This is a genomic window from Amycolatopsis sp. NPDC000009 (genome assembly GCF_055563465.1).
This window is the reverse complement of sequence record NZ_JBVHDI010000025.1, coordinates 103,841-129,985: the sequence shown is the minus strand read 5'-3', so window position 1 is coordinate 129,985 and position 26,145 is coordinate 103,841. Positions and strand designations below refer to the sequence as shown.

At 70.9% G+C, this 26,145-nt stretch carries 26 protein-coding genes; 17 read left to right on the top strand and 9 right to left on the bottom strand.

Annotated elements, in window-relative coordinates; translation table 11 throughout:
- Positions 1-46 precede the first annotated feature (46 nt).
- A complete protein-coding gene (locus tag ACZ3HL_RS39675) occupies positions 47-1,372 on the bottom strand; it encodes a cytochrome P450 (RefSeq protein WP_465536797.1) in 1,326 nt (441 codons plus the stop codon).
- A 149-nt stretch (positions 1,373-1,521) separates the two neighbouring features.
- On the opposite strand from ACZ3HL_RS39675, the gene ilvD reads away from it, so the two are divergent.
- Both ilvD and ACZ3HL_RS39665 read left to right on the top strand, forming a co-directional pair.
- Entirely contained in the window at positions 1,522-3,201 is a 1,680-nt protein-coding gene (gene ilvD / locus ACZ3HL_RS39670) for a dihydroxy-acid dehydratase (RefSeq protein ID WP_465536795.1), read from the top strand.
- 345 nt (positions 3,202-3,546) lie between these two features.
- The gene (locus tag ACZ3HL_RS39665; protein WP_465536793.1) at positions 3,547-4,668 is read left to right on the top strand and encodes a helix-turn-helix domain-containing protein; all 1,122 of its coding nucleotides are present in this window, start codon (positions 3,547-3,549) and stop codon (positions 4,666-4,668) included.
- A gap of 3 nt (positions 4,669-4,671) precedes the next feature.
- Here ACZ3HL_RS39665 and ACZ3HL_RS39660 read toward each other — a convergent pair whose 3' ends face one another.
- Together ACZ3HL_RS39660 and ACZ3HL_RS39655 are read right to left on the bottom strand one after the other, a co-directional pair.
- On the bottom strand, positions 4,672-6,984 hold the full coding sequence (locus ACZ3HL_RS39660; protein ID WP_465536791.1) for an ATP-binding protein: 2,313 nt from the start codon (positions 6,982-6,984) through the stop codon (positions 4,672-4,674).
- 88 nt (positions 6,985-7,072) lie between these two features.
- A complete protein-coding gene (locus ACZ3HL_RS39655) occupies positions 7,073-7,327 on the bottom strand; it encodes a hypothetical protein (RefSeq protein WP_465536789.1) in 255 nt (84 codons plus the stop codon).
- A gap of 136 nt (positions 7,328-7,463) precedes the next feature.
- Here ACZ3HL_RS39655 and ACZ3HL_RS39650 point away from each other — a divergent pair, with 136 nt between their 5' ends.
- The 4 genes from ACZ3HL_RS39650 (at position 7,464) to ACZ3HL_RS39635 (ending at position 10,853) form a co-directional block, all read left to right on the top strand.
- A complete protein-coding gene (locus ACZ3HL_RS39650; RefSeq protein ID WP_465536787.1) occupies positions 7,464-8,648 on the top strand; it encodes a sensor histidine kinase in 1,185 nt (394 codons plus the stop codon).
- Entirely contained in the window at positions 8,649-9,320 is a 672-nt protein-coding gene (locus ACZ3HL_RS39645; protein ID WP_465422118.1) for a response regulator, read from the top strand.
- A gap of 84 nt (positions 9,321-9,404) precedes the next feature.
- A complete protein-coding gene (locus ACZ3HL_RS39640; RefSeq protein WP_465536785.1) occupies positions 9,405-9,980 on the top strand; it encodes a dihydrofolate reductase family protein in 576 nt (191 codons plus the stop codon).
- 39 nt (positions 9,981-10,019) lie between these two features.
- Complete coding sequence (locus tag ACZ3HL_RS39635; protein ID WP_465536783.1) at positions 10,020-10,853, top strand: ABC transporter ATP-binding protein; 834 nt, start codon at positions 10,020-10,022, stop codon at positions 10,851-10,853.
- Positions 10,854-10,868: 15 nt separating this feature from the next.
- On the opposite strand, the gene ACZ3HL_RS39630 is transcribed toward ACZ3HL_RS39635, so the two are convergent.
- A complete protein-coding gene (locus ACZ3HL_RS39630) occupies positions 10,869-11,282 on the bottom strand; it encodes an ATP-binding protein (RefSeq protein ID WP_465422115.1) in 414 nt (137 codons plus the stop codon).
- A 154-nt stretch (positions 11,283-11,436) separates the two neighbouring features.
- Between ACZ3HL_RS39630 and ACZ3HL_RS39625 the strand changes: the two genes are divergently transcribed.
- Entirely contained in the window at positions 11,437-11,787 is a 351-nt protein-coding gene (locus ACZ3HL_RS39625) for an STAS domain-containing protein (RefSeq protein ID WP_465422114.1), read from the top strand.
- A gap of 5 nt (positions 11,788-11,792) precedes the next feature.
- On the opposite strand, the gene ACZ3HL_RS39620 is transcribed toward ACZ3HL_RS39625, so the two are convergent.
- Positions 11,793-12,209: an STAS domain-containing protein gene (locus ACZ3HL_RS39620; RefSeq protein WP_465422113.1), complete on the bottom strand. Its 417-nt coding sequence runs from the start codon at positions 12,207-12,209 to the stop codon at positions 11,793-11,795.
- Between the two features lie 230 nt (positions 12,210-12,439).
- Complete coding sequence (locus ACZ3HL_RS39615; RefSeq protein WP_465536782.1) at positions 12,440-12,778, bottom strand: winged helix-turn-helix transcriptional regulator; 339 nt, start codon at positions 12,776-12,778, stop codon at positions 12,440-12,442.
- A 69-nt stretch (positions 12,779-12,847) separates the two neighbouring features.
- On the opposite strand from ACZ3HL_RS39615, the gene ACZ3HL_RS39610 reads away from it, so the two are divergent.
- Entirely contained in the window at positions 12,848-13,417 is a 570-nt protein-coding gene (locus tag ACZ3HL_RS39610) for a carboxymuconolactone decarboxylase family protein (protein WP_465536780.1), read from the top strand.
- On the opposite strand, the gene ACZ3HL_RS39605 is transcribed toward ACZ3HL_RS39610, so the two are convergent.
- Together ACZ3HL_RS39605 and ACZ3HL_RS39600 are read right to left on the bottom strand one after the other, a co-directional pair.
- Positions 13,400-13,615 carry a hypothetical protein gene (locus ACZ3HL_RS39605; protein ID WP_465422110.1) on the bottom strand — a complete coding sequence of 72 codons (216 nt, stop codon included), beginning with the start codon at positions 13,613-13,615 and terminating at the stop codon, positions 13,400-13,402. The genes ACZ3HL_RS39610 and ACZ3HL_RS39605 overlap by 18 nt on opposite strands.
- A gap of 53 nt (positions 13,616-13,668) precedes the next feature.
- Complete coding sequence (locus tag ACZ3HL_RS39600; RefSeq protein ID WP_465536778.1) at positions 13,669-14,649, bottom strand: LysR family transcriptional regulator; 981 nt, start codon at positions 14,647-14,649, stop codon at positions 13,669-13,671.
- 90 nt (positions 14,650-14,739) lie between these two features.
- Between ACZ3HL_RS39600 and ACZ3HL_RS39595 the strand changes: the two genes are divergently transcribed.
- Positions 14,740-16,155, top strand: a complete 1,416-nt coding sequence (locus tag ACZ3HL_RS39595) for an aminopeptidase P family protein (protein WP_465536777.1) — start codon at positions 14,740-14,742, stop codon at positions 16,153-16,155.
- 279 nt (positions 16,156-16,434) lie between these two features.
- On the opposite strand, the gene ACZ3HL_RS39590 is transcribed toward ACZ3HL_RS39595, so the two are convergent.
- Entirely contained in the window at positions 16,435-17,565 is a 1,131-nt protein-coding gene (locus ACZ3HL_RS39590; RefSeq protein ID WP_465536776.1) for a metalloprotease, read from the bottom strand.
- Between the two features lie 225 nt (positions 17,566-17,790).
- On the opposite strand from ACZ3HL_RS39590, the gene ACZ3HL_RS39585 reads away from it, so the two are divergent.
- The 8 genes from ACZ3HL_RS39585 (at position 17,791) to ACZ3HL_RS39550 (ending at position 26,121) form a co-directional block, all read left to right on the top strand.
- Entirely contained in the window at positions 17,791-18,390 is a 600-nt protein-coding gene (locus tag ACZ3HL_RS39585) for a helix-turn-helix domain-containing protein (RefSeq protein ID WP_465422133.1), read from the top strand.
- Positions 18,391-18,468: 78 nt separating this feature from the next.
- The gene (locus ACZ3HL_RS39580) at positions 18,469-19,632 is read left to right on the top strand and encodes an NAD(P)/FAD-dependent oxidoreductase (protein WP_465536774.1); all 1,164 of its coding nucleotides are present in this window, start codon (positions 18,469-18,471) and stop codon (positions 19,630-19,632) included.
- A complete protein-coding gene (locus ACZ3HL_RS39575; RefSeq protein WP_465536772.1) occupies positions 19,629-19,937 on the top strand; it encodes a (2Fe-2S)-binding protein in 309 nt (102 codons plus the stop codon). The genes ACZ3HL_RS39580 and ACZ3HL_RS39575 overlap by 4 nt, the downstream gene beginning before the upstream one ends.
- Positions 19,934-21,295, top strand: a complete 1,362-nt coding sequence (locus ACZ3HL_RS39570) for an FAD/NAD(P)-dependent oxidoreductase (protein WP_465536771.1) — start codon at positions 19,934-19,936, stop codon at positions 21,293-21,295. Before ACZ3HL_RS39575 ends, ACZ3HL_RS39570 begins: the two co-directional genes overlap by 4 nt.
- Positions 21,292-22,203 carry a dihydrodipicolinate synthase family protein gene (locus tag ACZ3HL_RS39565; protein ID WP_465422103.1) on the top strand — a complete coding sequence of 304 codons (912 nt, stop codon included), beginning with the start codon at positions 21,292-21,294 and terminating at the stop codon, positions 22,201-22,203. Before ACZ3HL_RS39570 ends, ACZ3HL_RS39565 begins: the two co-directional genes overlap by 4 nt.
- A complete protein-coding gene (locus ACZ3HL_RS39560) occupies positions 22,204-23,205 on the top strand; it encodes a proline racemase family protein (protein WP_465536769.1) in 1,002 nt (333 codons plus the stop codon).
- Between the two features lie 106 nt (positions 23,206-23,311).
- Positions 23,312-24,754 (top strand): amino acid permease, encoded by a 1,443-nt coding sequence (locus ACZ3HL_RS39555; protein WP_465536767.1) that lies wholly within the window; start codon positions 23,312-23,314, stop codon positions 24,752-24,754.
- Positions 24,751-26,121: an aldehyde dehydrogenase (NADP(+)) gene (locus ACZ3HL_RS39550; RefSeq protein WP_465536766.1), complete on the top strand. Its 1,371-nt coding sequence runs from the start codon at positions 24,751-24,753 to the stop codon at positions 26,119-26,121. The genes ACZ3HL_RS39555 and ACZ3HL_RS39550 overlap by 4 nt, the downstream gene beginning before the upstream one ends.
- Positions 26,122-26,145: the final 24 nt, after the last annotated feature.

Here is a 26,145-nt window from a genome sequence, read left to right as displayed (position 1 = left end):
CTCGTGAGTGGTAAGGACGGTTAGAACCGTCCTTACCACTCACGAGTCAGGCGAGTGCGGCGGGAAGCGTCTCGAAGCCGCGCAGGATCCGGGTCTCGCGCCGGCGCGCGCCGTCGAGCAGCCGCAGGCCGGGGAAGCGCTCGAAGATCGACCGCAGCCCGATCTCGCCCTCCATCCGTGCCAGTGAAGCGCCGAGGCAGTAGTGCCGCCCCGCGCCGAACGACACGTGCTCCCGCGCGTTCGCCCGCTCGACATCGAAGGTCTCGGGGTCGTCGAAGATCTCCGGGTCCCGGTTGGCGCCCGCGAGCACGGTGGTGACGATCGCGCCGCGCTCGATGCGGGCCCCGCCGATCTCGGTGTCCCGCGCGGACAGCCTGCCCGTGAGCAGAACCGGCGGGTCGTAGCGGAGGATCTCGTCGACGGCGTTGCTCCACAGCTCCGGATTCGCCCGCAGTTTCGCGAGTTCACCCGGGTGCCGGGTGAGCAGGGCGATGCCGTTGCCGAGGAGGTTCACGGTCGTTTCGAAGCCGGCCGCCAGCACGAGTCCGGCGGTGGCCTTGAGTTCCCGCTCGGTCAGGCCGACGCCGTCCTCGCGGGCGGCGATCAGCTTGCTGAGCAGGTTGTCGCCTGGGTTCTTCCGCAGTTTCTCCAGATGCAGGGTGAGCCACGAGTCGAACTCGGCCAGCGTCGCCTCCACCGTGCGGAAGGTCCGCCACGGCAGCCCGAGGTCGAGGCTCGGGGCCGCGGCGCCGCCCAGTGCGAGCACCTTGTCGCGTTCCTCCGGCGGGACGCCGAGGATCTGACTGATCACGGTGACCGGCAGGAGCCCGCAGTACCGCTCGATGAGGTCGACGGGGTCCGCCGGGTCGAGGCCGTCGAGCAGTTCGTCGGTTATCGCCTGCGTGCGCTCGCGCAGCTGCTCGACGGCGCGGGCGGTGAAGACGCGGGTGACCAGCTTCCGGTAACGCGTGTGGTCGGGCGGTTCGCTGGCGAGCAGCGACGGCGGTTCGATCGGATGGATCAGGCCGGACGACGACCACGCGACCAGCCGGTTGAGCAGCGGGTTGTCCGGGACGAACCGCACGGTCTTGAACGCGTCGCTGGCCAGCACCTCTTTGCACGCCGAATGCCGGGTGCTGACGTGCCCGACCCGGGTGGTGGCGATGGCGCCGTGCGAGCGGATCTCGTCGAACAGCCCGCTCAGGTCCGTTCCGCCGCTCGCCTCGACGGACAGCCTGCCCTGGAGATCGCCCCGGCGCGCCGCGGCCCGCAGGGCGACGCGGGGGATGGCGTGGCCGATGCTCCAGCGGGTGACCGGTTTGGCGATCGCCTCCGCCTTCTGCCGGAAGGGAGCGGTCTTGAGTGCGAACATCAGGACTCCGTCCGTGCGGGTTCCCCCTCGAAGGTATCGGAACGACGTGTCAGTAGCCAGCGGCTCCGATCGTCGCGGAGCGGTGAGTTGCGCCGGGCGCGCCGGATTGGCAGCGTGCCCGGTGTCCCGCCACGAAGAAAGGTGTTCCGATGCCGCAAGACCAGCCGGATTTGAAACCTCGTTCGCGCGACGTGACCGACGGCCTGGAGCGTGCGGCGGCCCGCGGCATGCTCCGCGCGGTCGGGATGGGCGACGACGACTTCGCCAAACCGCAGATCGGGGTGGCGTCCTCGTGGAACGAGATCACGCCGTGCAACCTGTCGCTCGACCGGCTGGCCAAGGCGGTCAAGAACGGCGTGCACGCGGGCGGCGGCTACCCGCTGGAGTTCGGCACGATCTCGGTGTCCGACGGCATCTCCATGGGACACGAGGGAATGCACTTCTCGCTGGTGTCCCGCGAGGTGATCGCCGATTCGGTCGAGACGGTGATGATGGCCGAGCGGCTGGACGGTTCCGTGCTGCTGGCGGGCTGCGACAAGTCCCTGCCGGGCATGCTGATGGCGGCGGCGCGGCTCGATCTCGCTTCGGTCTTCCTCTACGCGGGCTCGATCATGCCCGGGCAGGTGGACGGCCAGGACGTCACGATCATCGACGCCTTCGAGGCTGTCGGCGCTTGCCTGGCGGGGAAGATCAGCCGCGCCGAGGTGGACAGGATCGAACGCGCGATCTGTCCCGGCGAAGGTGCCTGCGGCGGGATGTACACCGCCAACACCATGGCGTCGGTCGCCGAGGCGCTCGGCATGTCGCTGCCCGGGTCGGCCGCTCCGCCCGCCGTCGACAGGCGCCGTGACGGGTTCGCCCACCGGTCGGGCGAGGCCGTCGTCGGGATGCTCCGCCAGGGCATCACCGCGCGGCAGATCATGACCATGGAAGCGTTCGAGAACGCGATCGCCGTCGTGATGGCGCTGGGCGGTTCGACCAACGCCGTCCTCCACCTGCTGGCGATCGCGCGCGAGGCGGAGGTCGATCTGCGGATCGACGACTTCAACCGGATCGGGGACAAGGTCCCGCACCTCGGCGACCTGAAGCCGTTCGGGAAGTACGTGATGAACGACGTCGACAAGGTCGGCGGCATCCCCGTGGTGATGAAGGCGCTGCTCGACGCCGGGCTCATGCACGGCGACGTGCTCACCGTGACCGGCAAGACGATGGCGGAGAACCTCGAAGGCATCGCCCCCGCCGGGGTCGACGGCGAGATCATCCGCCCGCTCGACCGCCCGATCCACAAGACCGGCGGGCTGACCATTCTCAAGGGATCGCTGGCGCCCGAAGGCGCGGTGGTGAAGTCGGCGGGCTTCGACGAATCGACCTTCACCGGCACCGCGCGGGTGTTCGACGGCGAGCGGGCCGCTCTCGACGCGCTCGCCGAGGGCCGGATCGTCGCCGGGGACGTCGTCGTCATCCGGTACGAAGGCCCCAAGGGCGGGCCGGGGATGCGGGAGATGCTCGCCATCACCGGGGCGATCAAGGGCGCCGGACTCGGGAAGGACGTCCTGCTCATCACCGACGGCCGGTTCAGCGGAGGCACGACCGGGCTCTGCGTCGGTCACATCGCCCCGGAGGCCGTCGACGCGGGCCCGATCGCGTTCGTGCGGGACGGCGACCCGATCTCCCTCGACGTCGCGAACCGGACACTCGAGGTCGAGATCGACGACATCGAGGCGCGCAAGGAGGGCTGGACCCCCAAGCCCCCGGCGTACACGCGCGGAGTGCTCGGCAAATACGCCAAGGTCGTCCGCAGCGCCGCGCACGGAGCCGTTTGCGAGTAGGCGGCCGTGTGCCGTTTGGCGTGTTCGATGGGTTCATGAGGGTTACCGCGGGTGAGGGGTGTGTGGAAATAGGGACGTTCAACGTCTCTATTTCCACACACCCGGCGTGACCGGACCAGTCACGCGGGACTGCGTGACGTTCTGGGACGGACGTGACGCGACACGGTCTCGCGAGCCGTCCCGGCGACGACGTGCGCCACGGCGATGTACGGTCCGACCCCTTGGCCCCCACGAACGGGTGATGCGTAGAGCGGAGAGGCGCGAGTACGTAATTCACCCGATGTGCCCCGCTACTCCGGAGTAGCAGACTCGGCGGCCCGACGATTCCCGCTGCTCCGGAGGTCGATGATGACCCTGACCGCGTCCCACGCCCCAGCCCGCACCGCCGCCCTCGTGATCGCCCGCGTGGTCGTCGACGGGATCCGGCACTCGCTGCCAGAGCACGCACCACTGTTCGACGCGCGAGCCACGGAGTTCGTCGCCTCGCTGCTTGAGCACGACGGGATGAACCTGGGCATCGCGGCCGGTGCGGACGCCTTCCGCCAGGTCGGCGTCGCCGAGTACGCGGCGGGCAAGGAACTGGAACGGCTCTCCCGCGCCTACCACTCGGCGGGCCGGGGTGCCCTGCCCGCGCTGGCCTCGCTGTCCCGGCAGCCCGGGGCCGGGTCGGCCCTGATGGACACCGGGGTGGAGGCCCTGCTCCGCTGCGCGGACGTCCTGATCCGGCTGTCCACCGCCGCCTACCGCGCGGCGCACACTCCGTCGCTCGCCGAAGTACGGCAAGACCTGCTGAGGGAGATCTTGAGCGGCCGCCCGCCGTCGAAATGGGCGGGCCTCGCGGCGGAGGCGGGCTGGATACCGCCCGCCCGGGTGGTGGCCGTCGCCGCGGAGCCCGGCGCGGTCCGCGCCTCGTTCGGCCCGGAGGTGCTGGCCGACCTCACCGGCGAGTACCCGCACCTGCTCGTGCCGGACGACGTCGAGATCGGACGTGTCCTGGCGGGGACGCGGGCGGCGGTCGGGCCCGCGGTGGCGCCCGCCGAGGCCGCGGTGTCCCTGCGGTGGGCGCGCCGGACCCTCGAGCTGGTCCGGCGCGAGGTGATCGAGGACGGTCCGCTCGTGCGCTGGTCGGACCACCTGACCACGCACTGGCTGTTCGCCGACGAGGTGCTGACGACCGCGCTCGTCGAGCGCAGCCTCGCCCCGATCGACGGCCTGCCCGTCAACGAGCGCACCAAACTCGCCGAAACCCTCGACGCCATGCTCTCCGCCCGTGGCGGGGCACCCGAGATCGCCGACAACCTCGGCGTCCACCCGCAGACGGTGCGCAACCGCCTGCGCCGTCTCCGGGCGCTGTTCGGCGCCCGGCTCGACGACCCGCAGGCGCGGCTGGACCTGAGGATCGCCTTGCGCGCGGAGCTGCTCACGCCCGAACCGGGAGGGCAGGCGACTCCGATGAGGGTGGCGTGAGCGTCAGGCGGATTCCGCGGTCCTGGTCACCCACGTGGCGACCTGGACGCGGTTGGAGTAGCCGAGTTTGGTGAGGATGTGGTCGATATGGGTGTCCACCGTCCGCCGGGCGATGCCGAGCCGGTCGGCGATCTCCTGGTTCGTCAGCCCCTCGGCGACCACGTGCGCGATCTCGGTCTCGCGTTTGGTGAGCACCTGCGCGGCCTGGTTCCGCGGTTCGGGCGACCGTTCTTCGAGTGCGTACGCGATGGCATCGGCGATGGGCATCGCGGCGCCGTCGGCGAACTCCTTGACCGCGACTTCCCAGCCCAGCGCCGTCGTCACGACCTCGGTGTCGGCGAGGAGCGGTTCGGTGAACGCCTCGTACCGCGTCGGCCACGCGCCCACCGTGCGCCACACGTTCATCGAGGCGCCCTGCAGGATCGCGGCCCGGTTGGGCCGTCCGGTGCGGGCGGCGCAGCCGGCCAGCACGGTGAGCGTGAACCCGATGACGACGCGATCGTCCACGCGGGCGTGCAGGCGCAGCACCTGTTCACAGCAGCGGCTCGCCACCGCGAGATCACCTTGGAGGTATTCGGCGGCGGCGCGCGACCACAGTGCCCAGCCCCGCCAGAAGACCTCGCCCTGCCGCTCACAGCGTTCGACGGCTTCCGCGAGCACCGCCCGGCCGCGGTCGATGTCGCCGTTCAGCCAGATGGCGAGCCCGTGGTTGTAACTCGCCCAGAGGTCCCCGCCTTCGTCACCGTGGGCGCGGAACAGGTCGATGGCCGTGCCGAACAGGCGTGCCGCCTCGGCCATGTCGTTGCCGATCAGCGCGGCGTAGGCGCGGACGTGGAGCACGTACGCGGCGGCGAGTTCGTCACCGCTGGTCTCGGCTTCGGTGGCCGCCCGCTCCAGCATGCACCGGTGGGCGGGCAGGTCTCCTTGCACCAGGGTCAGGAAACCGGACAGCCACAGGACGTGTGCCCGTTCGGGGACGCCCGGCGCGGCGGCCTCGTCGAGACGGCGGACCCACATCCGGCCTTCGGTGTTCAGCCCGCGGACGATCCAGAACTCCTTGACGTCGCGCAGCATCCGCATCCCGATGATCGCGTCCTCGGGATCGCCGGTGCAGTAGTCGAGGGCGACACGGAGGTTCGCGTGTTCGCGGCGCAGCCGTCCGATCCAAGCGAGCTGATCGGTCTCCAGCCATTCGGCGGCGTACCGGCCGGCGAGTTCGGCGAACCAGTCCCGGTGCCGTTTCCGGAACTCCGCCGTCCCGCCCGTTTCGCTGAGCCTGTCGACGCCGTACTCGCGCACCGATTCCAGCATGCGGTACCGCACGCCGCCGCGGTACTCCTCGCGCAGCAGGATGGACTTGTCGAGCAGCCCGTCGACGACTTCGAGGACCCGTTCGCGCGGCAGTTCGCCGCCGGAACAGACCTGTTCGGCGGCGTCGAGGTCGAAGCTGCCGGAGAACACCGACGCGCGTGCCCAGAGCAGCCGTTCGGGCCCGGTGCACAGGTCGTGGCTCCAGTCGATCAGGGCCCGCATGGTCTCGTGCCGCTCCGGCCGCCCCCGCCGGTCCTTCGTGAGCACGGAGAACTGCCGGTCGAGGCGGTCGGCCAGCTGGCGAAGGGACAACGCCCGCGCGCGGACGGCCGCCAGCTCGATGGCCAGCGGCAGCCCGTCCAGCCTGCGGCACAGCCGGATCAGCGGCTCGGTGTCCGCCTCGGTGAGCCGGAACGACGGCGCGACCGCGGTCGCGCGGTCCACGAACAGCCGCACGGACTCGTCGTTCGTCACGCGTTCGAAGGAGTCGCCCTGCTCCGGGATCGCCAGCGGCGGCACCGGCAGGACACGTTCACCCGCCACCCCGAGCGACTGCCTGCTCGTGGCCAGCACGGTCACCTGTGGACAGGCCCGGACCACGGTGTCGGCGAACCAGGCGCAGCTGTCGACCAGATGCTCACAGTTGTCCAGCACCAGCAGCAACCGGCTCGCCTGAAGCGCCTCGACGACCACCTCGATGGCCGGTTTCGCCGAGCGGTCACCGAAGCCGAGGACGTTCGCCACGGTGGGCACGAGCAACGCCGGTTCCCGCAGCTCGGCCAGCGACACGAACGCGACCTCGTCGGCGGTCGCCTCGTGGTGGGCAGTGGCGACCCGCCACGCCAGCCGCGTCTTGCCCACGCCGCCCGGCCCGGTCAGCGTGACCAGCGACGACGCGTTCAGCAGACGTCGCGCTTCACCGGTTTCGGCGTCGCGGCCCACGTAGCTGGTCACTTCGGTGGGATCGGCGGACCACCCCGCAAGCGAGCCAACTCCGTCCGCCATGCATTCTCCCGCCATCGACCAGACCCCGCGTTCCGTCCGATGTAGACGGAAAACGCCCGGCTGCGGATACTAGCGGACCCGCGTCCTCCTAGCGGGGCGCTTGCTTCCCGCGATCATGAGCCCAGCCCGCCAGCACCGTTCCCGCGGCCACGAACAGCAGGAACACGAGCAACCTGCCACCCCACTCACCGGGAACCCAGTCGAACGCGCCCCACAACTGGGTCGCGGAATGATCGAAGAGGCTGCGGATGGCGGCCTGCGCGAAGACGGCGACGGTCACCATCCCGACGATCTGCAGCCCCAGATAGCCGCCCTTGGTCATGCTTCCTACCTCCTGGTTCACGGTCGGATCCCAGCTTCGCCCGCGTGATCCGGGAGTACATCGGCACCGCGTCGCGCGTCGCCTCCGACCAAAGTCGAGCCCCGGATCGTCCTGTGTCCGGCTGCGCCGCCGCGCGCGGGTCGACCATGATGGGCCGGTGATCACCGACGCCGGCGCCCGGCCGCCTCTTCGTGCGTGGGGAGAGGCCTGGCGCCTGCTCGCCGCGGCCGGGATGGGGGTGCTGCTCTGGCTCGTCACGGCGGCGCAACTGCCGGTGGGTGCGGCGGGCCCGAGGGTCGCCTGGCTGGTCACCGGTGATCCGCTGCTCGCGCTCGCCTGTCTGATCGCACTGCTGTGGCGTCGTCGTTTCCCGGTCGTGATCACGCTCGCGGTGATCCTCGCCTCGACGGCTTCGGTACTGGCGGCCGGCGCGTCGTTGCTGGCGCTCTGTTCCCTGGCCACCAGGCGGCGACCGGCCGAAACGGCGGTCGCGGCGGTGTTGTCGGTGGTCACGGCGGTGCTGATCGCCGATCTCTACCCGCAGCGCGAGGTGCCTGGACCGCTGTGGCTGCTGATCAGCCTTCCCGCCTTGATGGTGGGCATCGTGGTGGCCGTCGGCGCCGCCATCGGAGCGCGCCGGGAGGAGGTCCGCTCCCTGCGCGAGCGGGTCGAAAGCGCGGAACGGGAGCAGGCCGCGCGGGCCGCCGAGGCGCGGATCATGGAGCGGCACCGGATCGCCCGCGAGATGCACGACGTGCTCGCGCACCGGGTCTCACTGGTCGCGATGCAGGCCGGGGTACTGGGGCATCGTCCGGATCTGCCCGCCGACCAGGTCGCGGAACTGGCCCGCGGGATCGCCGACGGCTCCCATCAGGCGCTGGAGGAACTACGGGACGTCCTCGGCGTGCTCCGGGCGAGCCCGGAGGGGCTGGAACCCCCGCAGCCTTCGCTCGCCGACCTGCCGGCACTGGTCTCGGACGCGCGGGCACTGGGGCTGGACGCCACCCTGACGGCCACGATCCCGGGCGAGCCGCCCGACGCGATCGCGAGGACCGTCTACCGGGTCGTCCAGGAAGGCCTGACCAACGCGGGCAAACACGCGCCGGGTGCGAGAGTGGCCGTCACCGTCGAGGGGGAAGCGGGGGACGGCGTGCGGGCGACGATCCGGGATTCAGGTGCGGCACGGGCGGTCACGGGGCCGCCCGCCTCGGGTTTCGGACTGCTCGGCCTCTCCGAGCGGGTCGGACTGGCGGGCGGCGAGCTGGACCACCACGCGGAACCGGGCGGCGGGTTCGTCCTCGCCGCGCGGCTGCCGTGGCCGGTCCGCGAAGGGAGCGAGTGAATGGGCAACGAGCGGGTGCGGGTCGTCCTCGTCGACGACGAGCACCTGGTGCGGATGGCGCTGCGGCTCGTCGTCGACGGCGAACCCGACCTCGTCGTGGTCGGCGAGGCCGCCGACGGCGACGCGGCGGTGACCGTGGTGGGGGAGCAGCGGCCCGACGTCGTCCTGATGGACGTCCGGATGCCGGGTCGCGACGGCCTCAGCGCGACCGAGGAGATCCTCCGGCTCCCGGAACCGCCCAGCGTCCTGGTGCTCACGACGTTCGACTCCGACGAGATGGTGCTGGGCGCGCTGCGCGTCGGCGCGCTCGGATTCCTCCTCAAGGACACGCCGCCGCCCCGGATCCTCGCGGCGATCCGGACGGTCGCGACCGGCGAACCCGCGCTCTCGCCCGCCGCGACGTCCCGGCTGATCGCCGCCGCCACCGGTCCGCACTCGTCCGACGCGCGCCGGGCGACCAGGGAGACCGCCCGCGAGCTGCTGGCCACCCTGACCGATCGCGAACGCGAGACCGCGAACGCCATCGCGGAGGGCCTGTCCAACACCGACGTCGCGCGGAGGCTGGACATCACCGTCGCGACGGTGAAGGCGCATACGAGCAGCATGCTCGCGAAACTCGGCGTCGAGAACCGGGTGCAGATAGCCTTGCTCGTCCGCGACGCCGAAGGCTGAACTTTTTTCCGGCGGGTTGTCGAATCCGTCGTCCCCCGGTCGACGCAGTGTCGAAGCAGTTCGATACGACCAAGGAGAAACCAGATGCGCACCCTGATCGCCACCGCGTTCGTCTCGCTCGACGGCGTCGTCGAAGGGCCCGGCGGGGAGCCGGGCTACCGCAACTCCGGCTGGACCTTCGACGGCATCGAGTTCGACGAAGCGGTCTACGAGCTCAGGGGGCGTGAGCAGGGCGAGGCCACCGCGATGATGATGGGCCGGGTCAGCTACGAAGCGTTCTCGCCGGTGTGGCCCGGAATGACCGAGGAATTCGCCGAGTACAACGCGATGCCGAAGTACGTCGTCTCGACCACGCTGCGGGACGAGGACCTCGTCGGCAACTGGGGCGAGACCACGATCCTGCGTTCGCTCGACGACGTCGCGAAGCTCAAGGAGACCGAAGGCGGGCCGATCATCGTCCACGGCAGCGCGGAACTGAACCGGAACCTCGCCGACGCCGGGCTGATCGACCGCTACCACCTGCTGCTGTTCCCGGTCCTGCTCGGCGCGGGCAAGAAGCTGTTCGGCGACACCGACAAGGACAAGCAGAGCCTCAAGCTCGTCGAGAGCGAGGCCTACGGCAACGGTGTCCAGAAGCTGGTCTACGACGTCATCCGATGATCGGACCCCCGGCGAGCCGCTGGCCCGCGTCCTGCGATCATGAACCGCGTGAACAAGCCCGTCTTCGTGCAGCCGAACCTCGACGGACCGGCGGTGGAGCTTTCCGGGGTCGAGGTCCACGTCGGTCGCGTCCCGCTCGTGTCGGACGTCGACTGGCGGGTGGACTACGGCCAGCGCTGGGTCGTCCTCGGCCGGAACGGGGCCGGGAAGTCCACGATCCTTTCGGTGGCCTCGACCCAGCGGTTCCCCAGCGCGGGGACGGCGGTCGTGCTCGGCCACCGCATGGGCGCGGTCGACCTGCGTGACGTGCGGACGCATATCGGCTTCGTCGGGGCGAACCAGCGGCTGCCGGACGCGGAGAACCATGACGCGCACACGGTGGTGCTGACCGGGTTCAGCGGAAGCGTGCTGCCGCTGTGGGACCGCTACGACGACGCGATCCGCGACAGGGCGTCGAAACTGCTCGAACTGGTCGGCTGCACCGAACTACGCGACCGGCCGGTGCGCGTCTGCTCGCAGGGTGAGCGCGCCCGGGTCCGGCTCGCCAGGGCGCTCATGGCCGACCCGCTGCTGCTCCTGCTGGACGAGCCGTTCGCCGGTCTCGACCTGCCCGGCCGCGAGGATCTCCTGATGGCGCTGGAGAACCTGACGCTGGCCCAGCCGGAGCTGGCGACGGTCACCGTGACGCATCATCTGGAGGAGATCCCGGCGACGGCCACGCACGCCCTGATGGTGCGTCGCGGCAAGGTCACCGGCGCGGGCCCGATCGACGAGGTCCTCACCGGGGAGGGGCTTTCCGCCTGTTACGAACGGGACGTCGAAGTCCACCGCGTCAACGGGCGCTGGGTCGCGCACGCGGTGCGGCCTTCGTGAGTCGCTGACCTCCGGTCAGCCGGACGGGCAGGGCCAGGCGAGCCGGACGACGGTCCCGGTCGGCGTGCTCGTCACGGTCGCCTCCGGCGCGAAGGCGCGGATGATCGGCAGGCCGCGTCCGCCGTCCGGCCGACGGCCGTCGCGCCAGCGGCCCTCGTCGGCGACGCTGATCCTGAGGTGACCGTCGTCGTGGGCGGCGGTCACCGTCATGACGTTGTCGTCGGTGCCGTCGGGATACGCGTGTTTCACGACGTTCGTCATCGCTTCGTAGGCGGTGAGCTTGAGATCCTCGGCCAGTTCGCGGGGAAGACCCCGTTCGAGGGCCCATTTCGCCAGAAGGTCCCGTAACGCGGCCGCCTGGGCGGCGACGGCGGCGACCTCGAGGACCAGCTCGGCGGTGCCGTCGCGCACCGGCTCGTCGATCGGCATCACGAAGCTTCTCCTCGTCGCCCGCCGCGGTCCACGACCGCCGGATCCTCCGACAAGGCTAAGGCACCGCCGGGGATCAGGACACGAGTGCCGGGCGAACGGGTGCGCTCATCCGATATGTTCGGGACAGCCGGGTACCGATCGTGAGGGGTGGATGACGGTGACGAGCGGAGACGGGGAAAGCCGGGAAGTTCCGTTCTCGGTGACCGTCGCCAGACCCGATGGCGCCGAGGTCGTCATCGCGGTGGCGGGGGAGATCGATCTGACGACCTCCGAAGATCTCAAGGAGACCTTCGAGGACGTGCTGGAGCCCGTGCCGGGCAGGCTCGTCGTCGACCTCGAAGGCGTGGAGTTCTGCGATTCCACCGGTTTGGCCACGCTGGTCAGGATCAACGACCGGTGCAGCACCCAGGGGGTCGATTTGAGTTTCCTGCCGTCGCCCACGATCCGGCGGCTGGCTTCGAAGACGGGACTTTCCACACTCCTGCCGCTCGCCGGATCCTGAGCGGCTCAGCGGTTCGGCACGTCGAGGATCGCGTGGTCGAGGTGCCGGTACACGGGGATATGACTGTCGACGCCGAACAGGTGCAGCAGGCGCAGTACCGGCCGGGCGTCCGTGACCACCCCGGTCGCGCGGTGTTCGGAGCGGGCGCGGGCCGCGGCGGATTCGATGACCCGTAACCCGGCGACACCGAGGAAGCGGACCTCGGTGAGGTCGAGCACCGTGGCGGCCGGGAGCCTGCCCCGCAGGGCGCGTTCCAGCCTGCCGGCCGTGGCGAGATCGATCTCCCCGGCCGCGGCGACGACGAGCAGGTCGTCGTTCCACCGGATCCGCTGAACCCGCAACAGGTTCTCGGCCGATGGACGTGGGCGCGGGATGGCGGGGCCGTCGCGGCTGGTCCGCGTGTGGGTATCGCGTTCGATCATGATCTGTCTCCCGGAGAGCCGGGGACGAGACGGACAACGGGTAAGCCTGCACAACGGCTGCGCAAGTCAACGCGCCGCCGCGTCGCCCTGTGACAAGGGTGCTGGGCCGCGGACATGCGGTCGTTCGCGCGGGCTGGTGGACTCAACCTCACGTACTTGTCACCGTACGCCGCTCACGGCGCCTGGCAAGGCCGTATGCGGTGAACGGCGGGATACCTACTCGTGCATGGTCACTCGTGCAGTGCCTTTTCCCAGGCGAGGCCCCATTTTTCGAGCGGGTGCAACGCCTCGAGGAGTCGTTCGCCCAATGGTGTCAGGCGGTAGCCTTCCCCGCCGGTCTCGACGATGCGGGCTTCGGTGAGCTCCGCGAGGCGGGTGGCGAGCACGCTCGAAGACATGAGTTCGCAGCGGCGCCGCAGCTCGCGGAAGCCGACGTCACCCTGGCGCAGTTCCCAGATCACCCGCAGCGTCCACCGGCGTCCCAGCAGGTCGAGCGCGGCCATGAGCGGGCGGCCGGTTTCGGAGCCGCGGACCGGCCGTCCGGGCCTCGGGATCGGTTCGCCGGGCATGGCACCCCCCTTGTGCTTCGACTTTCGAAGCAGCATAGTGGTTCTGAAATCGAAGCACTGGAGGTGGTCATGGCCCGGATCGCGCCGCTCACCCCGCCGTACGAGGCGGACGTCGAACGAGCTCTCCGCAAGTGGATGCCGCCCGGTGTGGCGCGGGAGCCGCTGGCGTTGTTCCGGTTGCTGCAGTTGCATCCTGAGCTGGCCTCGCGGATGCGCGTCCTGGGAGCCGGTTTGCTCGCGCACGGCGAATTACCCGCGCTGGACCGGGAAATCGTCATCGCGCGGGTGACCGCCCGCAGTGGATGCCGCTACGAATGGGGTGTCCACGCCTCGGTTTTCGCACCGGCGGTCGGCTTGACGCCGGAGCAGCTCGAAGCGACCGTGTCGGGCGACTCCGGGCATCCGGTCTGGTCGGAGCGGCATCGTACGGTGATCCGCGTCGTCGACGAACTTCACGACAGCGCAACGGTTTCCGGCGGGACATGGGCCGCGCTCGCCGGGCACTTTCCGACGCCGCAGCTCTTGGAACTGCTCGTGCTGGCGGGCTGGTACCGGACGATCGCCAACGTCGCCAACGGAGTCGCGCTCGAAGAGGAGCCGTGGGCCGTCCCGTATCCCGGGTCACCAGGGCCGGTGTGAGTCGATTTCCCGGGAGCTGTCCCGTTCTCGTTTCGAGGACTTCCAAGCGGCGACAACGCAGAGGAGCGCCGCCGCGAAGCCGGCCGCGGCGAGTGTCCCGGCCCAGACGGCGCCGGTGCTGGCGAGGAGGTAGAGCTGGATCACGGCGGTGCACGTGTAGACGACCGCCAGTCCCAGCCACAGTCGTCGCGTCATCATCTCCCGTCTCCGTTCGCCCGGTACGGGGTCAATCGCAGCGAGGCGGGTTCGGGTTACAGGCTGCGGAAGAAGTCCACCAGCCCGTCCCACGACCGGGCACTGCGCCGCCGCTCCCACCACGTCCGGAACGGGGTAGACGCCATCGCGTGCCGCGTGTACGACGTCATCACCGCGCGGTACACGTTCTCCGCCTGGTCCCACGTCAGCCGTTCCTTGCGCCAGGCCAGCACGAGCCGCATCCGCATCGGGTCGCCCTTCAGCGGCCGGACGACCATGCCGGGCAGTTCGGGCGCGGTGGGCTCGACGAGCTGCACCGCCTGCCCGGCGGCGATCAGATGCCGTCCGCCGCCGTTGGGGCACTCGAACCGGATCCGCGGCGTGAACCCGGCGCGATGCGCCGCCGCGCGCAGTGACGTCAGCGAGCCGTCCTCGGGGCCGGGCGGTCCGATCCACGCTTCGCCGGCGAGCTCGGCGAGGTCGACTTCCAACCCGCCGGCGAGCCGGTGGTTCGCGGGGAGACCGATGAACACGGGCACCCACGAGAACAGCACCCGGTGCCCGAGATGCTTCGCCAGCGGCACTTCCTGGTCGTCGGACATGGCGATGACGGCGATGTCGAGCGTCGCGCGGGCCAGCGCCTGCGCCAGCACCGAGCTGGAGGGTTCCACGTGGACGGTCACGTCCAGTCCCGGCAGCGCGTCGTCCAGCCGTTCGACGAAGGTGGGCAGACAGTCCATTTGGGACGATCCGAGCCGGACCGGGCCGTCACCGAGCGCGCCGAGGAGATCGCTTTCGAACCGGTCGAACTCCACGAGCAGGGTCAGCGCCCGGCGCAACGTCTGCTCGCCGACCGGGGTCGGGGTCACGCCCGTGTGGCTGCGGACGAACAGCGGCGCGCCGATCTGCCGTTCGAGCCGCTGGAGCAGCGAGGTCAGCGACGGCTGGGACATGCCCAGCGCGGCGGCCGCCTGCGAGAGGCTGCCCGCTTCGGCGATGGCGCAGATCGCCCGCAGGTGCCGGATCTCCAGGGCCATAGGCGGAGTCTATCGCCGCCGGTCATTACGGTCCGGCCGTTCGCGGTGCGAAGGTGCGGCCAGAACCGTGACTACCTGAAAGGGGAGCCGATGACCGGCGACCGAACCCGGCCGGATCTGCGCGCGCTGCTGGCCGCCAAGGGGTTCCGGAACTGGATCAGCGACGGCTGGGAGCCGGCCGACGACCTCGTCGACGTGCCGGCGGGCACCGCGGAGGCCGCCGCCGCCCATCGCGGCAGGCTGTCGGCGGAACTGCCCGGTCAGCGGATCGCGCTCGCGGCGGGCCGGGCCGTGGTGCGGTCCAACGACACCTTCCACGGCTTCCGGGCCGACAGCGACTTCGTCTGGCTCACCGGTTGCCAGCGCGAGGGCGCGATCCTCGTGATGACCCCGGCGGGGGACAGCCACCATGCCACGCTGTACGTCCCGCGGCCCGCCGAGGCGCACGAGCCCGATTTCGTGGGCGACGCCGACACCAGCCCGCTGTGGGTCGGCTCCGCCGCCGGACCGGCCGCGTACGAGCGCGCGCTCGGCATCGAATGCCGTCCGCTGGAGGATCTCCCGCACGGTTTGCGCGGACGGAATCCGGGCTTCCTGGTCGGCGCGGGGGTCGACCCCGCGCTCGACGCGTACCGCTTCGGCCACAGCGAACGGCTCCGGACCGTCCTCGCGGAGCTGCGCCGGATCAAGGACGACTGGGAGATCGGCCAGTTGCGCGCCGCCGTCGACGCCACGGCCCTCGGGTTCGCCGACGTGCTGGCCGCGCTTCCGGAGGCCGTCCGCGGTGGCGGGGAACGCTGGCTTCAGGGCACCTTCGACCGCCGTGCCCGCACCGAGGGAACCGGACCCGGCTACACCTCCATCGTGGCGGCCGGGCCGCACGCGCCGATCCTGCACTGGACGCGCTGCGACGGGCGGGTGACCGAGGACAGCCTCCTGTTGCTCGACGCCGGTGTCGAGGTGGATTCCTTGTACACGGCCGACATCACCCGCACCTTCCCGGTCGGCGGGGAGTTCACCAAGGCACAGCGCGACGTCTACGACCTCGTGCACAAGGCGCACGTCGCGGCACTGGGCGAGGTCCGTCCCGGCCGGGACTACGGCGCGTTCCAGGCGACGGCGCTGCGCGTGCTCGCGGAGGGTCTGCACGATTGGGGTCTGCTCCCGGTGTCGGTGGACGAGGCGCTGTCGCCGGACGGGCAGCAGCACCGCCGGTACATCGTCTGCGGTACCGGCCATTTCCTCGGACTGGACGTCCACGACTGCGCCGCCGCCCATCCGTCCACCTACCGCGAGGGCACCCTGGCCGAGGGGATGGCGCTGGCGGTGGAACCCGGTCTGTACTTCCACGCCGGCGACCGCACCGTGCCGCCGGAGCTGCGCGGCCTCGGCGTCCGCATCGAGGACGACGTCGTGGTCACCGGAGCGGGATACGACCTGCTCTCCTGTGGTTTCCCCTCGACCGCCGACGAGATCACCGCCTGGGTCCAGGCGGCCAGGGGCTGAAGGGCGCTTTCCCCGCATCGCATGACGCTGTTGGGAAAGTGGTGGGCTCGGTGAGCTTCCCTCGTCAAGTCCGTGAAGGCCTCCTTCCCTACTCTCAGGGTAGTGAAGGAGGCCTTCACGGATCTCCAGAACAGGACATTCGTAGGCGAATCGGTCATAAGGTCACGATTTAAGTCCTTAAAGGACACTTGGTCGCCGCTGGCAGCCACTCCAGCGCCACCGCCATCCGACTTTCCCAACAGCGTCGTCTCACGCGGGGAAAGTCCCCTTCGGCCCCCGTCAGTACCGGATGGTGTGCCCGGCGAGGATCCGCTCGGCGGCACCGGTGGTGGACAGGCCGGCGGCGGGCCGGTCCACGGTGAAGTACTCACGGAAGTCCTGGCTGAAGTGGCGGGTCATCAGCGCGATCGTGCGGTTCCAGTTCCCGCCGTCCGGACCGTCGGAGGCCCACAGGTCCAGCAGCGACGAGCCGACCCGGCCCTGCACGGTGTCGCCGTCGTCCCAGCCGGGCGTCGAAGCGTCGTTCTCGAAACTGTACGAGCTGCCGTCGTCGTAGACATAGCGGTAGTCGCCGAGGGCGTAGGCGGCGACGGCGTCGGCGAATCCTTCGGTCCACGCGCAGGATTCCGAACTGTGCTTCTCGATGTAGTGCGGGTTGCAGCCGGTGACGACGGGGAAGTCACGGCCGTAGAGCTGCCACTGCAGCCAATGCCCGGCCTCGTGGAGGATGAGGTGCTTCGAGTCGGGCATCGTGTCGCCGAGGAAGACGTAGTTCGTGTTCGGGTAGTCCCAGTAGCCGCCGTCGGCGACCTTCGGATCCCAGACGAAGGTGATCCGGTCGCAGCGCCCGTCGGGCTGCCGGGCAGTCCAGCACGACGAAACCGGGTTGGCGCGTTTCCAGTAGAGGACGTTGAGGGTGTCCACGACCTTCCACGCCCGCTGGAGCGTGGACGGCACCTTCACCGTGCCGAGGTCCTGGCTGCCGGAGACGTTCGTGCGGCGTGCCGAGTCGAAGGTGTAGTCGGTGGTGTTGTTCGCCGCCTGGACGACCCGCCACATCGAGGTGCTGCTCGACCGGAACCGCACGAACGCTTCGGCGAGCGACGCGGTGTGGCAGGCGGTGAACCGTCCGTCGGACGCGCCGGTGATGCCGGTGGCGAGCCTGGTCGCCCTGGCGGAGCCGGTGCGGCCCCACAGTTCCCAGTTCGCGTTCCGGGCCACCTGCGTGCGCAGCGGCTTGCTCGTCCCGGCTTCGGCGTCGTAGTGGTCGAAGGCGAGTGTGCCGGTGAGACAGGCGTTCGCGGCCGCCGTCGCCGGTGTGGCGGCGGCCGCGGTCAGTCCGAGGGTCGTGATGAGCACCGCGCCGAACGCCCGAAGTCGTCGGCCCGCGGATCTGCGGATCAGCTGCACGGGAATCTCCTCGCTGGAGCGTAACGACGGTGTGCCCGTGACCCTGTGTCGACGGTGACACACCGGTTGGTGATGGAGTTTCCGCGCGGTCCGCGCGGCCCACCATCGCGCCGCCCCATCGGCCGCGGCTATGCCCCGGCGTCGGGAGGCGTGTCATGATGTCCGCGAACTCGATCGGCAAAGCGAACGAGTTCGTACGGTTTGACGAACGACAGGGGAGAAGTGGTGCAGGACGAGACGCCCTCGATCCGGGACATGCTGGCGGTCAACCTGCGCGCCGCCAGGGCGGCGAGGGGTATCTCGCTGTCGGAGCTCTCCCGGCGGTCGGGTATCGGCAAGGCGACGCTGTCACAGCTGGAGTCCGGCGGCGGCAATCCGACCATCGAGACCGTGTTCAGCCTGTCCAGGGTGCTGGAGGTGGCGATCTCGGACCTGCTCGACCACCGGGCGGGCGGTGCGCTCACCGTGGTGCGCGGGGCCGACGTCGAGGTGCTCAGCGGCGAGGGAGTGGATCTCCGGCCGCTGCGGCGGATCGAGGCCGGTGACGGCGTCTTCGAGGTGTACGACCAGGTGGTGCGCGGAGACGCGCCACAGCGTTCGCAAGGGCACGTCGGAGTCGAACACACCATCGTGCAGACGGGATCGCTGCTGGTCGAGGTGGCGGGACGGACCGTCGAGGTCGGGCCTGGGGATTACGTCGCCTTCGACGCCCGTGAGCCGCATTGCTACACCGCTTCGGACGGCCCGGTGCACTCGGTCCTGCTGCTGCAGTACCGCGCGGACGAACGGCTCGAGGGCAGACCGCATCCGGTGCTGAAGGGCTGACCGCTCTCCGGGTATTGACACCCCTCCGGGGCGGAACCTACGCTCCGATCGTTCGCTTTACCGAACGCTGGAGGGTCGATGAACCGAACGCGCGTGCTCGTCCTCGGCGCGGGTATCGTCGGCGCCGCGTGCGCCCGTGAGCTGAGCCGGGCCGGCTTCGACGTCGTGGTCGTGGATCGCGGTCGTCCGGCCGGCGGGACCACGTCGCACGGCGAGGGCAATATCCTCGTCTCCGACAAGGGGCCCGGCGCCGAACTCGAACTCGCGAAGCTTTCGACCGCGTTGTGGCCCCAGGTGGTCGCCGAGGTCGCCGACGAGGACGCGCGCGCCGCCGCCGCGATCGAATACGACCCCAAGGGCGGCATCGTCGTCGCCACCACGGACGACGGGGCACGTGCTCTCACCGCCTTCGCCGCGTCACAGCCCGGTGTTCGCGCGGAACCGTTGTCCCACCAGGAACTCGCCGACGCGGAGCCCGCACTGACCCGCGAGGTGACCGCGGCGTTCCACTACCCGGAGGACGCGCAGGTCCAGCCCGCGGGCGCCGCGCTGGCCCTGCTCGGCTCCGCGCTGCGCCACGGCGCGCGGCTGCGCTCCGACACCGAAGTCGTCGGTGCGACCGTCCACAACGGACGGATCACCGGCGTCCGGGTGCCCGGTGAAGTGATCGAGGCCGACGTCGTCGTGAACGCCGCGGGCCCGTGGGCGGGCCAGGTGTCGGCGCGCCTCGGCGCCGCGATCGCGGTACGGCCCCGCCGGGGCGAGGTACTGGTGACCACCCCGATGCCCGGTGTCGTCCGGCACAAGGTCTACGACGCCGATTACGTCGGCGCGGTCGGTGCCGATTCGGGTGAGTTGCAGACCTCCGCCGTCGTCGAGTCGACCTGGGGCGGCACCGTGCTGATCGGCTCCTCCCGCCGCCGGGTGGATTTCGACGACGCGATCCGCCCGGACGTGCTGAGCGCCATCGCGGTCAAGGCACTGCGGCTGTTCCCGGCGCTGGCCGACGTCGCGATCATGCGCGCGTACGGCGGCTTCCGGCCCTACGTCGACGATCACCTCCCGGTGCTCGGCGAGGATCCCCGGCTGGGAAATCTCTGGCACGCCACCGGGCACGAAGGCGCCGGGATCGGGCTGAGCGTCGGCACCGCGCGGTTGCTGCGCGAACTGCTCACCGGGACGGCGCCGTCGATGCCGGTCGAAGAGTTCACTGTGGACCGTCCGGCCGTGGTGGCGGCATGAGCGGGTGGCTCCTGCCGCGCGATCGCGATCCGGTGGACCGCACCGACCGGCCGATCCGGATCACCGTCGACGGCGAGACCCTGACCGGGATCGCCGGGCAGAGCGTGGCGGGGATCCTGCTCGCCGCGGGCCGGACCTCCTGGCGCACCACCCGATCGGGTGCACCGCGCGGTGTGTTCTGCGGGATCGGCGCGTGCTTCGACTGCCTGCTCACGGTGAACGACGTGCCCGACGTCCGCGCGTGCCGCCGCCCGGCCGCCGACGGAGACGAAATCCGTACCCAGTCCCGGGAGGAGAGCGCGTGAACGTGGTGATCGTCGGCGCCGGGCCCGCCGGGCTCGCGGCGGCCGAACACGCGCTGCGGGCCGGTGCCCGGGTCACGGTGCTGGATCAGGCGGAGACCCCCGGCGGCCAGTACCACCGGATGCTCCCCGAGGCGTACGCGGCGCGGCGCCCGGAACAGATCCAGCACGGCCGGGCGGAGTTCGATCGGCGGCGCCGGGTGCTCGCGCATCCGCGGTGCCGGTGGTGGCCCGGCTCCACCGTCTGGGCGTTCGACCGCGCGGAAAAGACGGTGCACGTCCTGCGCGGGCAGTCCGATGGAGGTGGACGGCGGCGGCTGACCCTCGTCCCGGACGCGCTGATCCTGGCGACCGGCGCCCACGACCGCACCCTGCCGTTCCCCGGCTGGGACCTGCCCGGCGTGTACACCGCGGGCGCGGCGCAGGCCTTGGCGAAGGGGGAGCGGGTCGCGATCGGCGAGCGGGTCCTCGTCGCCGGGGCCGGTCCGTTCCTGCTGCCGGTCGCGGAATCCTTGCTGGGTGTCGGTGCCGAGGTGGTCGCGGTACTGGAGGCGAACCCGGTCTCGACCGTCCGAAAAGGATGGACGGCCCAGCCCTGGCGCCTGGCCTCCCACGCCGGAAAGGCCACCGAATTGGCGCGTTATGCCGCGACACTCGTCCGTCATCGGGTCCCGTACCGGATGGGCCGCGCGGTGATCGAGGCTCGCGGCGCGGACCGCGTCCGTGAGGTCGTGACCGCGGAAGTGCGCGCGGACTGGTCCGTCATCCACGGCACCGAGCGGACCTACGAGGTCGACGCGGTCTGCGTCGGCCACGGTTTCGTCCCGCAGCCCGAACTGGCCGTCGCCGCGGGCTGTGTCCTGGACGAGGGGTTCGTGCGGGTCGACGCCGCGCAACGGACCACAGTGGACGGTGTCTTCGCCGCGGGGGAGATCACCGGGATCGGCGGCGCGGTCACCGCCGCGGCCGAAGGCGCGGTGGCCGGCTGCGCCGCCGCCGGTGGTGAACCGTCGCCGCAGCTGATCCGCGCCCGCGATCGGGCCCTGACCTTCGCCGAACGCCTCGCCGCGGCCCACCCCATCGGCGCGGCCTGGCGAAGCTGGTTGCGCGACGACACGATCGTCTGCCGCTGCGAGGAGACCACCTACGGCGAATTGACGCGTGCGGCCGAGGACACGGTCTGCCCCGGCCCGCACGCCCTGAAACTCGGCACCCGGGCCGGCCTCGGCCCGTGCCAGGGCCGCGTCTGCGGTCCGACCGTGTCCGAACTCTCCGGTGGTACCGAACGGCACCACCGCCCGATCGCCCAGCCGATCCGGCTGGGCGAGCTAGCCGCCCGAACCGAAGGAGAACCTGAATGAGCACCCCCGACCTCGGTGGCGTCGTCGTCGCGACCGCCCTCCCGTACCGGGCGGACGAGTCGGCTCCGGCCGGGCTGGCCGTGGACTACGACGCCTACGCCGCGCACTGCCGCTGGCTGGTCGACAACGGCTGCCGGGGCGTCGGCCCGAACGGCTCCCTCGGCGAATACTCGTCGCTGACCGACGAGGAACGCCGTCGCGTCGCCCGCACCGCGATCGAAACCGTGGGCGACGACGGGATCGTCGTCGTCGGCGTGCACGGCCCCGGAGCGCACCAGGCGAAGTACTGGGCCGAGGTCGCGGCCGAGGACGGTGCCGACGGCCTGCTGTGCCTGCCGCCCACGATGTACCGCGCGAACCGCGGCGAGGTGCTCGCGCATTTCGAAGCGGTGGCGTCGGTCGGGCTGCCGGTGATGGTCTACAACAACCCCATCGACACCAAGGTCGACCTCACGCCGGCCTTGCTCGCCGAGATCGCGGGGATCGACAACGTGGTCGCGGTCAAGGAGTTCTCCGGCGACGTCCGGCGGGTGCTGGAGATCCGCGAGCAGGCGCCGGGGCTGGACGTGATCAGCGGCGCCGACGACGTCGTGCTGGAAAGCCTGCTGATGGGCGCGACGGGCTGGTTCGCCGGATTCCCCAACGTGTTCCCGGCCGAGTCGGTGCGCCTGTTCGACCTGGCGCGGTCCGGCAAACTCGAAGAGGCGAGGGCGCTCTACGAACCACTGGTGGCCGCGTTCCGCTGGGACTCGCGCACCGAGTTCGTCCAGGCGATCAAGCTCGGGATGGACCTCGTCGGCCGTTACGGCGGGCCGTGCCGTCCGCCGCGGGGCCCGCTGACCGACGATCACCGCGAGCAGGTCACCGCCGACATGCGCCGCGCGCTCGCCTCGCTGGGGGTGGCGTAGGTGCGGTCGGTCCGGTCGATCACCGCCGTCGACTCGCATACCGAGGGCATGCCCACCCGGGTGGTCACCGGCGGGATCGGCGTCAGCCCCGGCGACACGATGGCCGAACGCCGCAGGTACTTCATGGCGCACCTGGACCACCTGCGGCAGTTCCTGATGAACGAACCGCGGGGTCATTCGGCGATGAGCGGCGCGATCCTGCAGCCGCCCGCCCGGCCGGACGCGGACTGGGGCGTGGTGTACATCGAGGTGTCCGGCTGCCTGCCGATGTGCGGGCACGGCACGATCGGCGTGGCGACCGTGCTGGTGGAGACCGGCATGGTCGAGGTGACCGAACCGAAGACCGTGGTACGACTGGACACCCCGGCCGGGCTCGTGCACGCCGAGGTCGAGGTCTCCGACGGCCGCGCGGTCCGTGTCAAGCTCCGCAACGTCGCGTCGTTCCTCGCCGAGCGAGACGCCGTCGTCGAGGTGCCCGGCTTCGGCGAGGTGCGGTACGACCTGGCGTACGGGGGAAACTTCTACGCCATCCTCGAACTGTCCCAAGTGGACATCCCGTTCGACCGGACGGAGAAGGACCGGATCCTCGCCGCGGGGCTGGACATCATGGCGGCGATCAACGACCAGCGTCCGCCGAAGCATCCCGCCGATCCGCTGATCGGCGGCTGCAAACACGTCCAGTTCCTCGCGCCGGGTTCGGACGCGCGGTCCTCCCGGAACGCGATGGCGATCCATCCCGGCTGGTTCGACCGGTCGCCTTGTGGCACCGGCACTTCGGCGCGGATGGCCCAGCTCCACGCCCGCGGCGAGCTGCCGCTGCACACGCCGTTCGAGAACAGCTCGTTCATCGGAACCACCTTCACCGGCGAGCTCGTCGCCGAGACCAGCGTCGGCGGCGTTCCCGCCGTGGTGCCGGAGTTCTCCGGACGCGCGTGGATCACCGGCAACGCCACCTATCTGCTCGACCCGGACGACCCGTTCCCCGCGGGCTTCGTCCTCTGACGATCTCCAGCGGCGGCTGTGCCGGGCGCGTCCAAACCCGCACCTGAAAGTCCTCCAGCCCTCATCACAGACCCGGCCCGCCCCCGCGGCCCGGAAGGGATTTGTCATGCCCGAATCAACGACGATCCGGCCCCGGCCCAAGCTCTTCTCCCGTTCCGGGCTCTTCCGCCGGAAATCCTTCGAAGGTCCCGACGAGGGCGGCCCCGGCGGTCTGCCCCGCACGATGGGCCTCTGGCAGCTGGTCTCGCTGAGCCTCGGCGGCCTGGTCGGCGCCGGGGTCTTCTCGCTGGCTGGGGTGGTGGCGAACCAGCAGGCCGGACCCGGCGTGATGATCTCGTTCCTGATCGCGATCATCGCCAGTTCGGCGGCGGCCCTGTGCTACGCGGAATTCGCCGGGCTCATCCCGCGGGCCGGGTCCGCGTACACCTATTCGTACGCGGCGCTGGGCGAGGTCGCGGGCTGGCTGATCGGCTGGGATCTGCTGCTGGAGTACACCTCGATCGTCGCCGTGGTCGCGATCGCGGTGTCCGGCTATCTGTCGTACGTCGTGGAGCAGGTCGGCCTGGACCTGCCGTCGTGGATGCTCGGCGCGCCGGGAACCGGGCCGGGGCATCGCGTCGATCTGTTCGCGGCGCTGCTGTGCCTGCTGCTGGCGTTCGTGCTTTCGCGTGGCAGCAAGCAATCCGCGCGGTTCGAGACGGCGCTGGTGGTGATCAAGCTGGCGATCGTGGGACTGGTCATCGTCGCCGGCGCGTTCCACATTTCGGCGGGGAACTTCACCCCGTTCCTGCCCTACGGCCTCGGAGGCGCGGTGGCGGGCGCGGCGACGACGTTCTTCGCGGTGTACGGCTATGACGCGATGACGGCCGCCGCGGAGGAGAGTGTCGAGGCGAAACGGCTGCTGCCCAAGGCGATCATCGTGTCGCTCGCCATCGCGGCGGTGATCTACCTGCTGGTGTCCATCGTGCTGGTGGGCATGCAACGCTACGACCAGATCGACGTGCACAGCCCGTTCTCCAGCGCGCTGGCGGCGGTCGGGCTCGCCGGGCTGGGCACGGTCGTCGCGGTCGGCGGCATCCTCGGGATCACCACGTCGGCGTTCGCGAACATGCTGGCGGTGTCGCGGATCTGGTTCGCGATGAGCCGGGACGGCCTGCTGCCGCGGTACTTCGCCCGCACCCACCCGCGGCGCCGGGTGCCCACGCGGGTGATCTGGCCGGTCGGCATCGGCTCCGCGTTCATCGCGGGCTTCCTGCCGATCAAGGAGGCCGCGGACCTGACGAACATCGGGATCCTGGCGGCGTTCATCGTCGTGTCGATCGCGGTGGTGGTGCTGCGGCGCACCCGGCCGGACCTGCCGCGGTCGTTCCGCACTCCGTGGGTCCCGTTCGTGCCGCTGGTCGGGGTGGCGTTCGCGGTGTGGCTCATCGCGAACCTGGACGCGCTGACCTGGCTGCGGTTCGCGGCTTGGATGGCGCTCGGCCTGGTGGTGTACGCGGTGTTCGGATTCCGGAACTCGGCCGAGAACCCGGAGAGGAAGGAAGCATGAAGCAAATCGAGAGCGCGGCGGAGATCGCCGCCGAATGGGCCGCGACCGACCCGAGGACGCGCGCGGCGGTGATCACCGGCGTGGCCGACGCGCTGGACGCGGCCGGGCCGTCCTTGATCGAGCTCGCCGACGCCGAGACCCGGCTGGGGACGAAGCGGCTGACCGGGGAACTGGCCCGCACGACGTTCCAGCTGCGGCTGCTCGCGGCCGAAAGCGGCTCGTACTACGACGTCCGGATCGACCGGGCCGATCCGTCGTGGCCACCAGGGCCACGGCCGGAGCTTCGCCGCTACCGCACCGCCGTCGGCCCGGTCCTGGTGTTCGCCGCGAGCAACTTCCCGTTCGCGTTCAGCGTGGCGGGCGGGGACACCGCGGCGGCGTGGGTGGCCGGCTGCCCGGTGGTGGTCAAGGCCCACCCCGGCCATCCGGAGTTGTCGCGCAGGACGGCTTCGGTCGTGGTCGAAGCCCTCGGCCGGTGGGGCGCGCTCCTGGGCCTCGTCGAAGGGGAAGGCGCGGGCGTGGAGGCGCTGCGCCACCCGGCGATCGCGGCCGCCGCGTTCACCGGTTCGGTGGCGGGTGGACTCGCGCTGGCGCGGATCGCGGCCGAGCGGCCGGTCCCGATCCCGTTCCACGGCGAGCTCGGCAGCGTCAACCCGGTGATCGTCCTGCCCGGCGCGGCACGGTCGCGGGCGGAGGAGCTGGCGGCGGGCTACGCCGGTTCGCTGACGCTGGGAAACGGTCAGTTCTGCACGAATCCCGGCCTGGTGTTCGTGCCGTCGGACAGTCCGTTCGTGGACCTCGTCGCCGAACGGTTGCGCGAGGTCCCGGCCGCGCCGTTCTTGAACGACCGCATCGCGTCCGGGTTCCACGCCAGTGCCGAGCGGCTGGCCGCGATCCCGGGGATGCGTGCGGTCTTCCGCGGACCCGGCGCCCAGCTGCTCGAAGTCGCCCTGGAGGACTTCGTGCCGGAAGCGGCCGAAGAGTGCTTCGGTCCGCTGGGTGTGGTGGTGCGTTACTCGCGCGTCTCCGACGTCCTGCCGGTGCTGGCGGCCCTGCCCGGTCAGCTCACGACGACCGTGCACGCGTTACCCGAAGAGGCCTCGGAGGTCGAGGCACTGCGCCCGGTGCTGGCCGGCCGCAGCGGGCGGATCCTGTGGGGCGGCTGGCCGACCGGGGTCGCGGTGACCGCCGCGATGCAGCACGGCGGGCCTTTCCCGGCGACGACGTCACCGGCGTCGACCTCGGTCGGAACCGCGGCGGTGGAACGCTTCCTGCGGCCGGTGTCCTATCAGGACTGGCCTTCGCACCTGCTGCCGGAGCCGCTGCGGGACGACAACCCGTGGGACGTCCCGCAGCGCATCTCCTGACCCGCGTTTCGTCCTCTGAATGCG

Bases quoted from the DNA above. Each gene is read 5' to 3' on its own strand.
- ACZ3HL_RS39675 (WP_465536797.1), bottom strand. From the start codon at position 1,372: ATGTTCGCACTCAAGACCGCTCCCTTCCGGCAGAAGGCGGAGGCGATC.
- ilvD (WP_465536795.1), top strand. From the start codon at position 1,522: ATGCCGCAAGACCAGCCGGATTTGAAACCTCGTTCGCGCGACGTGACC.
- ACZ3HL_RS39665 (WP_465536793.1), top strand. From the start codon at position 3,547: ATGATGACCCTGACCGCGTCCCACGCCCCAGCCCGCACCGCCGCCCTC.
- ACZ3HL_RS39660 (WP_465536791.1), bottom strand. From the start codon at position 6,984: ATGGCGGACGGAGTTGGCTCGCTTGCGGGGTGGTCCGCCGATCCCACC.
- ACZ3HL_RS39645 (WP_465422118.1), top strand. From the start codon at position 8,649: ATGGGCAACGAGCGGGTGCGGGTCGTCCTCGTCGACGACGAGCACCTG.
- ACZ3HL_RS39640 (WP_465536785.1), top strand. From the start codon at position 9,405: ATGCGCACCCTGATCGCCACCGCGTTCGTCTCGCTCGACGGCGTCGTC.
- ACZ3HL_RS39635 (WP_465536783.1), top strand. From the start codon at position 10,020: ATGAACCGCGTGAACAAGCCCGTCTTCGTGCAGCCGAACCTCGACGGA.
- ACZ3HL_RS39630 (WP_465422115.1), bottom strand. From the start codon at position 11,282: ATGCCGATCGACGAGCCGGTGCGCGACGGCACCGCCGAGCTGGTCCTC.
- ACZ3HL_RS39625 (WP_465422114.1), top strand. From the start codon at position 11,437: ATGACGGTGACGAGCGGAGACGGGGAAAGCCGGGAAGTTCCGTTCTCG.
- ACZ3HL_RS39620 (WP_465422113.1), bottom strand. From the start codon at position 12,209: ATGATCGAACGCGATACCCACACGCGGACCAGCCGCGACGGCCCCGCC.
- ACZ3HL_RS39615 (WP_465536782.1), bottom strand. From the start codon at position 12,778: ATGCCCGGCGAACCGATCCCGAGGCCCGGACGGCCGGTCCGCGGCTCC.
- ACZ3HL_RS39610 (WP_465536780.1), top strand. From the start codon at position 12,848: ATGGCCCGGATCGCGCCGCTCACCCCGCCGTACGAGGCGGACGTCGAA.
- ACZ3HL_RS39605 (WP_465422110.1), bottom strand. From the start codon at position 13,615: ATGATGACGCGACGACTGTGGCTGGGACTGGCGGTCGTCTACACGTGC.
- ACZ3HL_RS39600 (WP_465536778.1), bottom strand. From the start codon at position 14,649: ATGGCCCTGGAGATCCGGCACCTGCGGGCGATCTGCGCCATCGCCGAA.
- ACZ3HL_RS39595 (WP_465536777.1), top strand. From the start codon at position 14,740: ATGACCGGCGACCGAACCCGGCCGGATCTGCGCGCGCTGCTGGCCGCC.
- ACZ3HL_RS39580 (WP_465536774.1), top strand. From the start codon at position 18,469: ATGAACCGAACGCGCGTGCTCGTCCTCGGCGCGGGTATCGTCGGCGCC.
- ACZ3HL_RS39575 (WP_465536772.1), top strand. From the start codon at position 19,629: ATGAGCGGGTGGCTCCTGCCGCGCGATCGCGATCCGGTGGACCGCACC.
- ACZ3HL_RS39565 (WP_465422103.1), top strand. From the start codon at position 21,292: ATGAGCACCCCCGACCTCGGTGGCGTCGTCGTCGCGACCGCCCTCCCG.
- ACZ3HL_RS39555 (WP_465536767.1), top strand. From the start codon at position 23,312: ATGCCCGAATCAACGACGATCCGGCCCCGGCCCAAGCTCTTCTCCCGT.
- ACZ3HL_RS39550 (WP_465536766.1), top strand. From the start codon at position 24,751: ATGAAGCAAATCGAGAGCGCGGCGGAGATCGCCGCCGAATGGGCCGCG.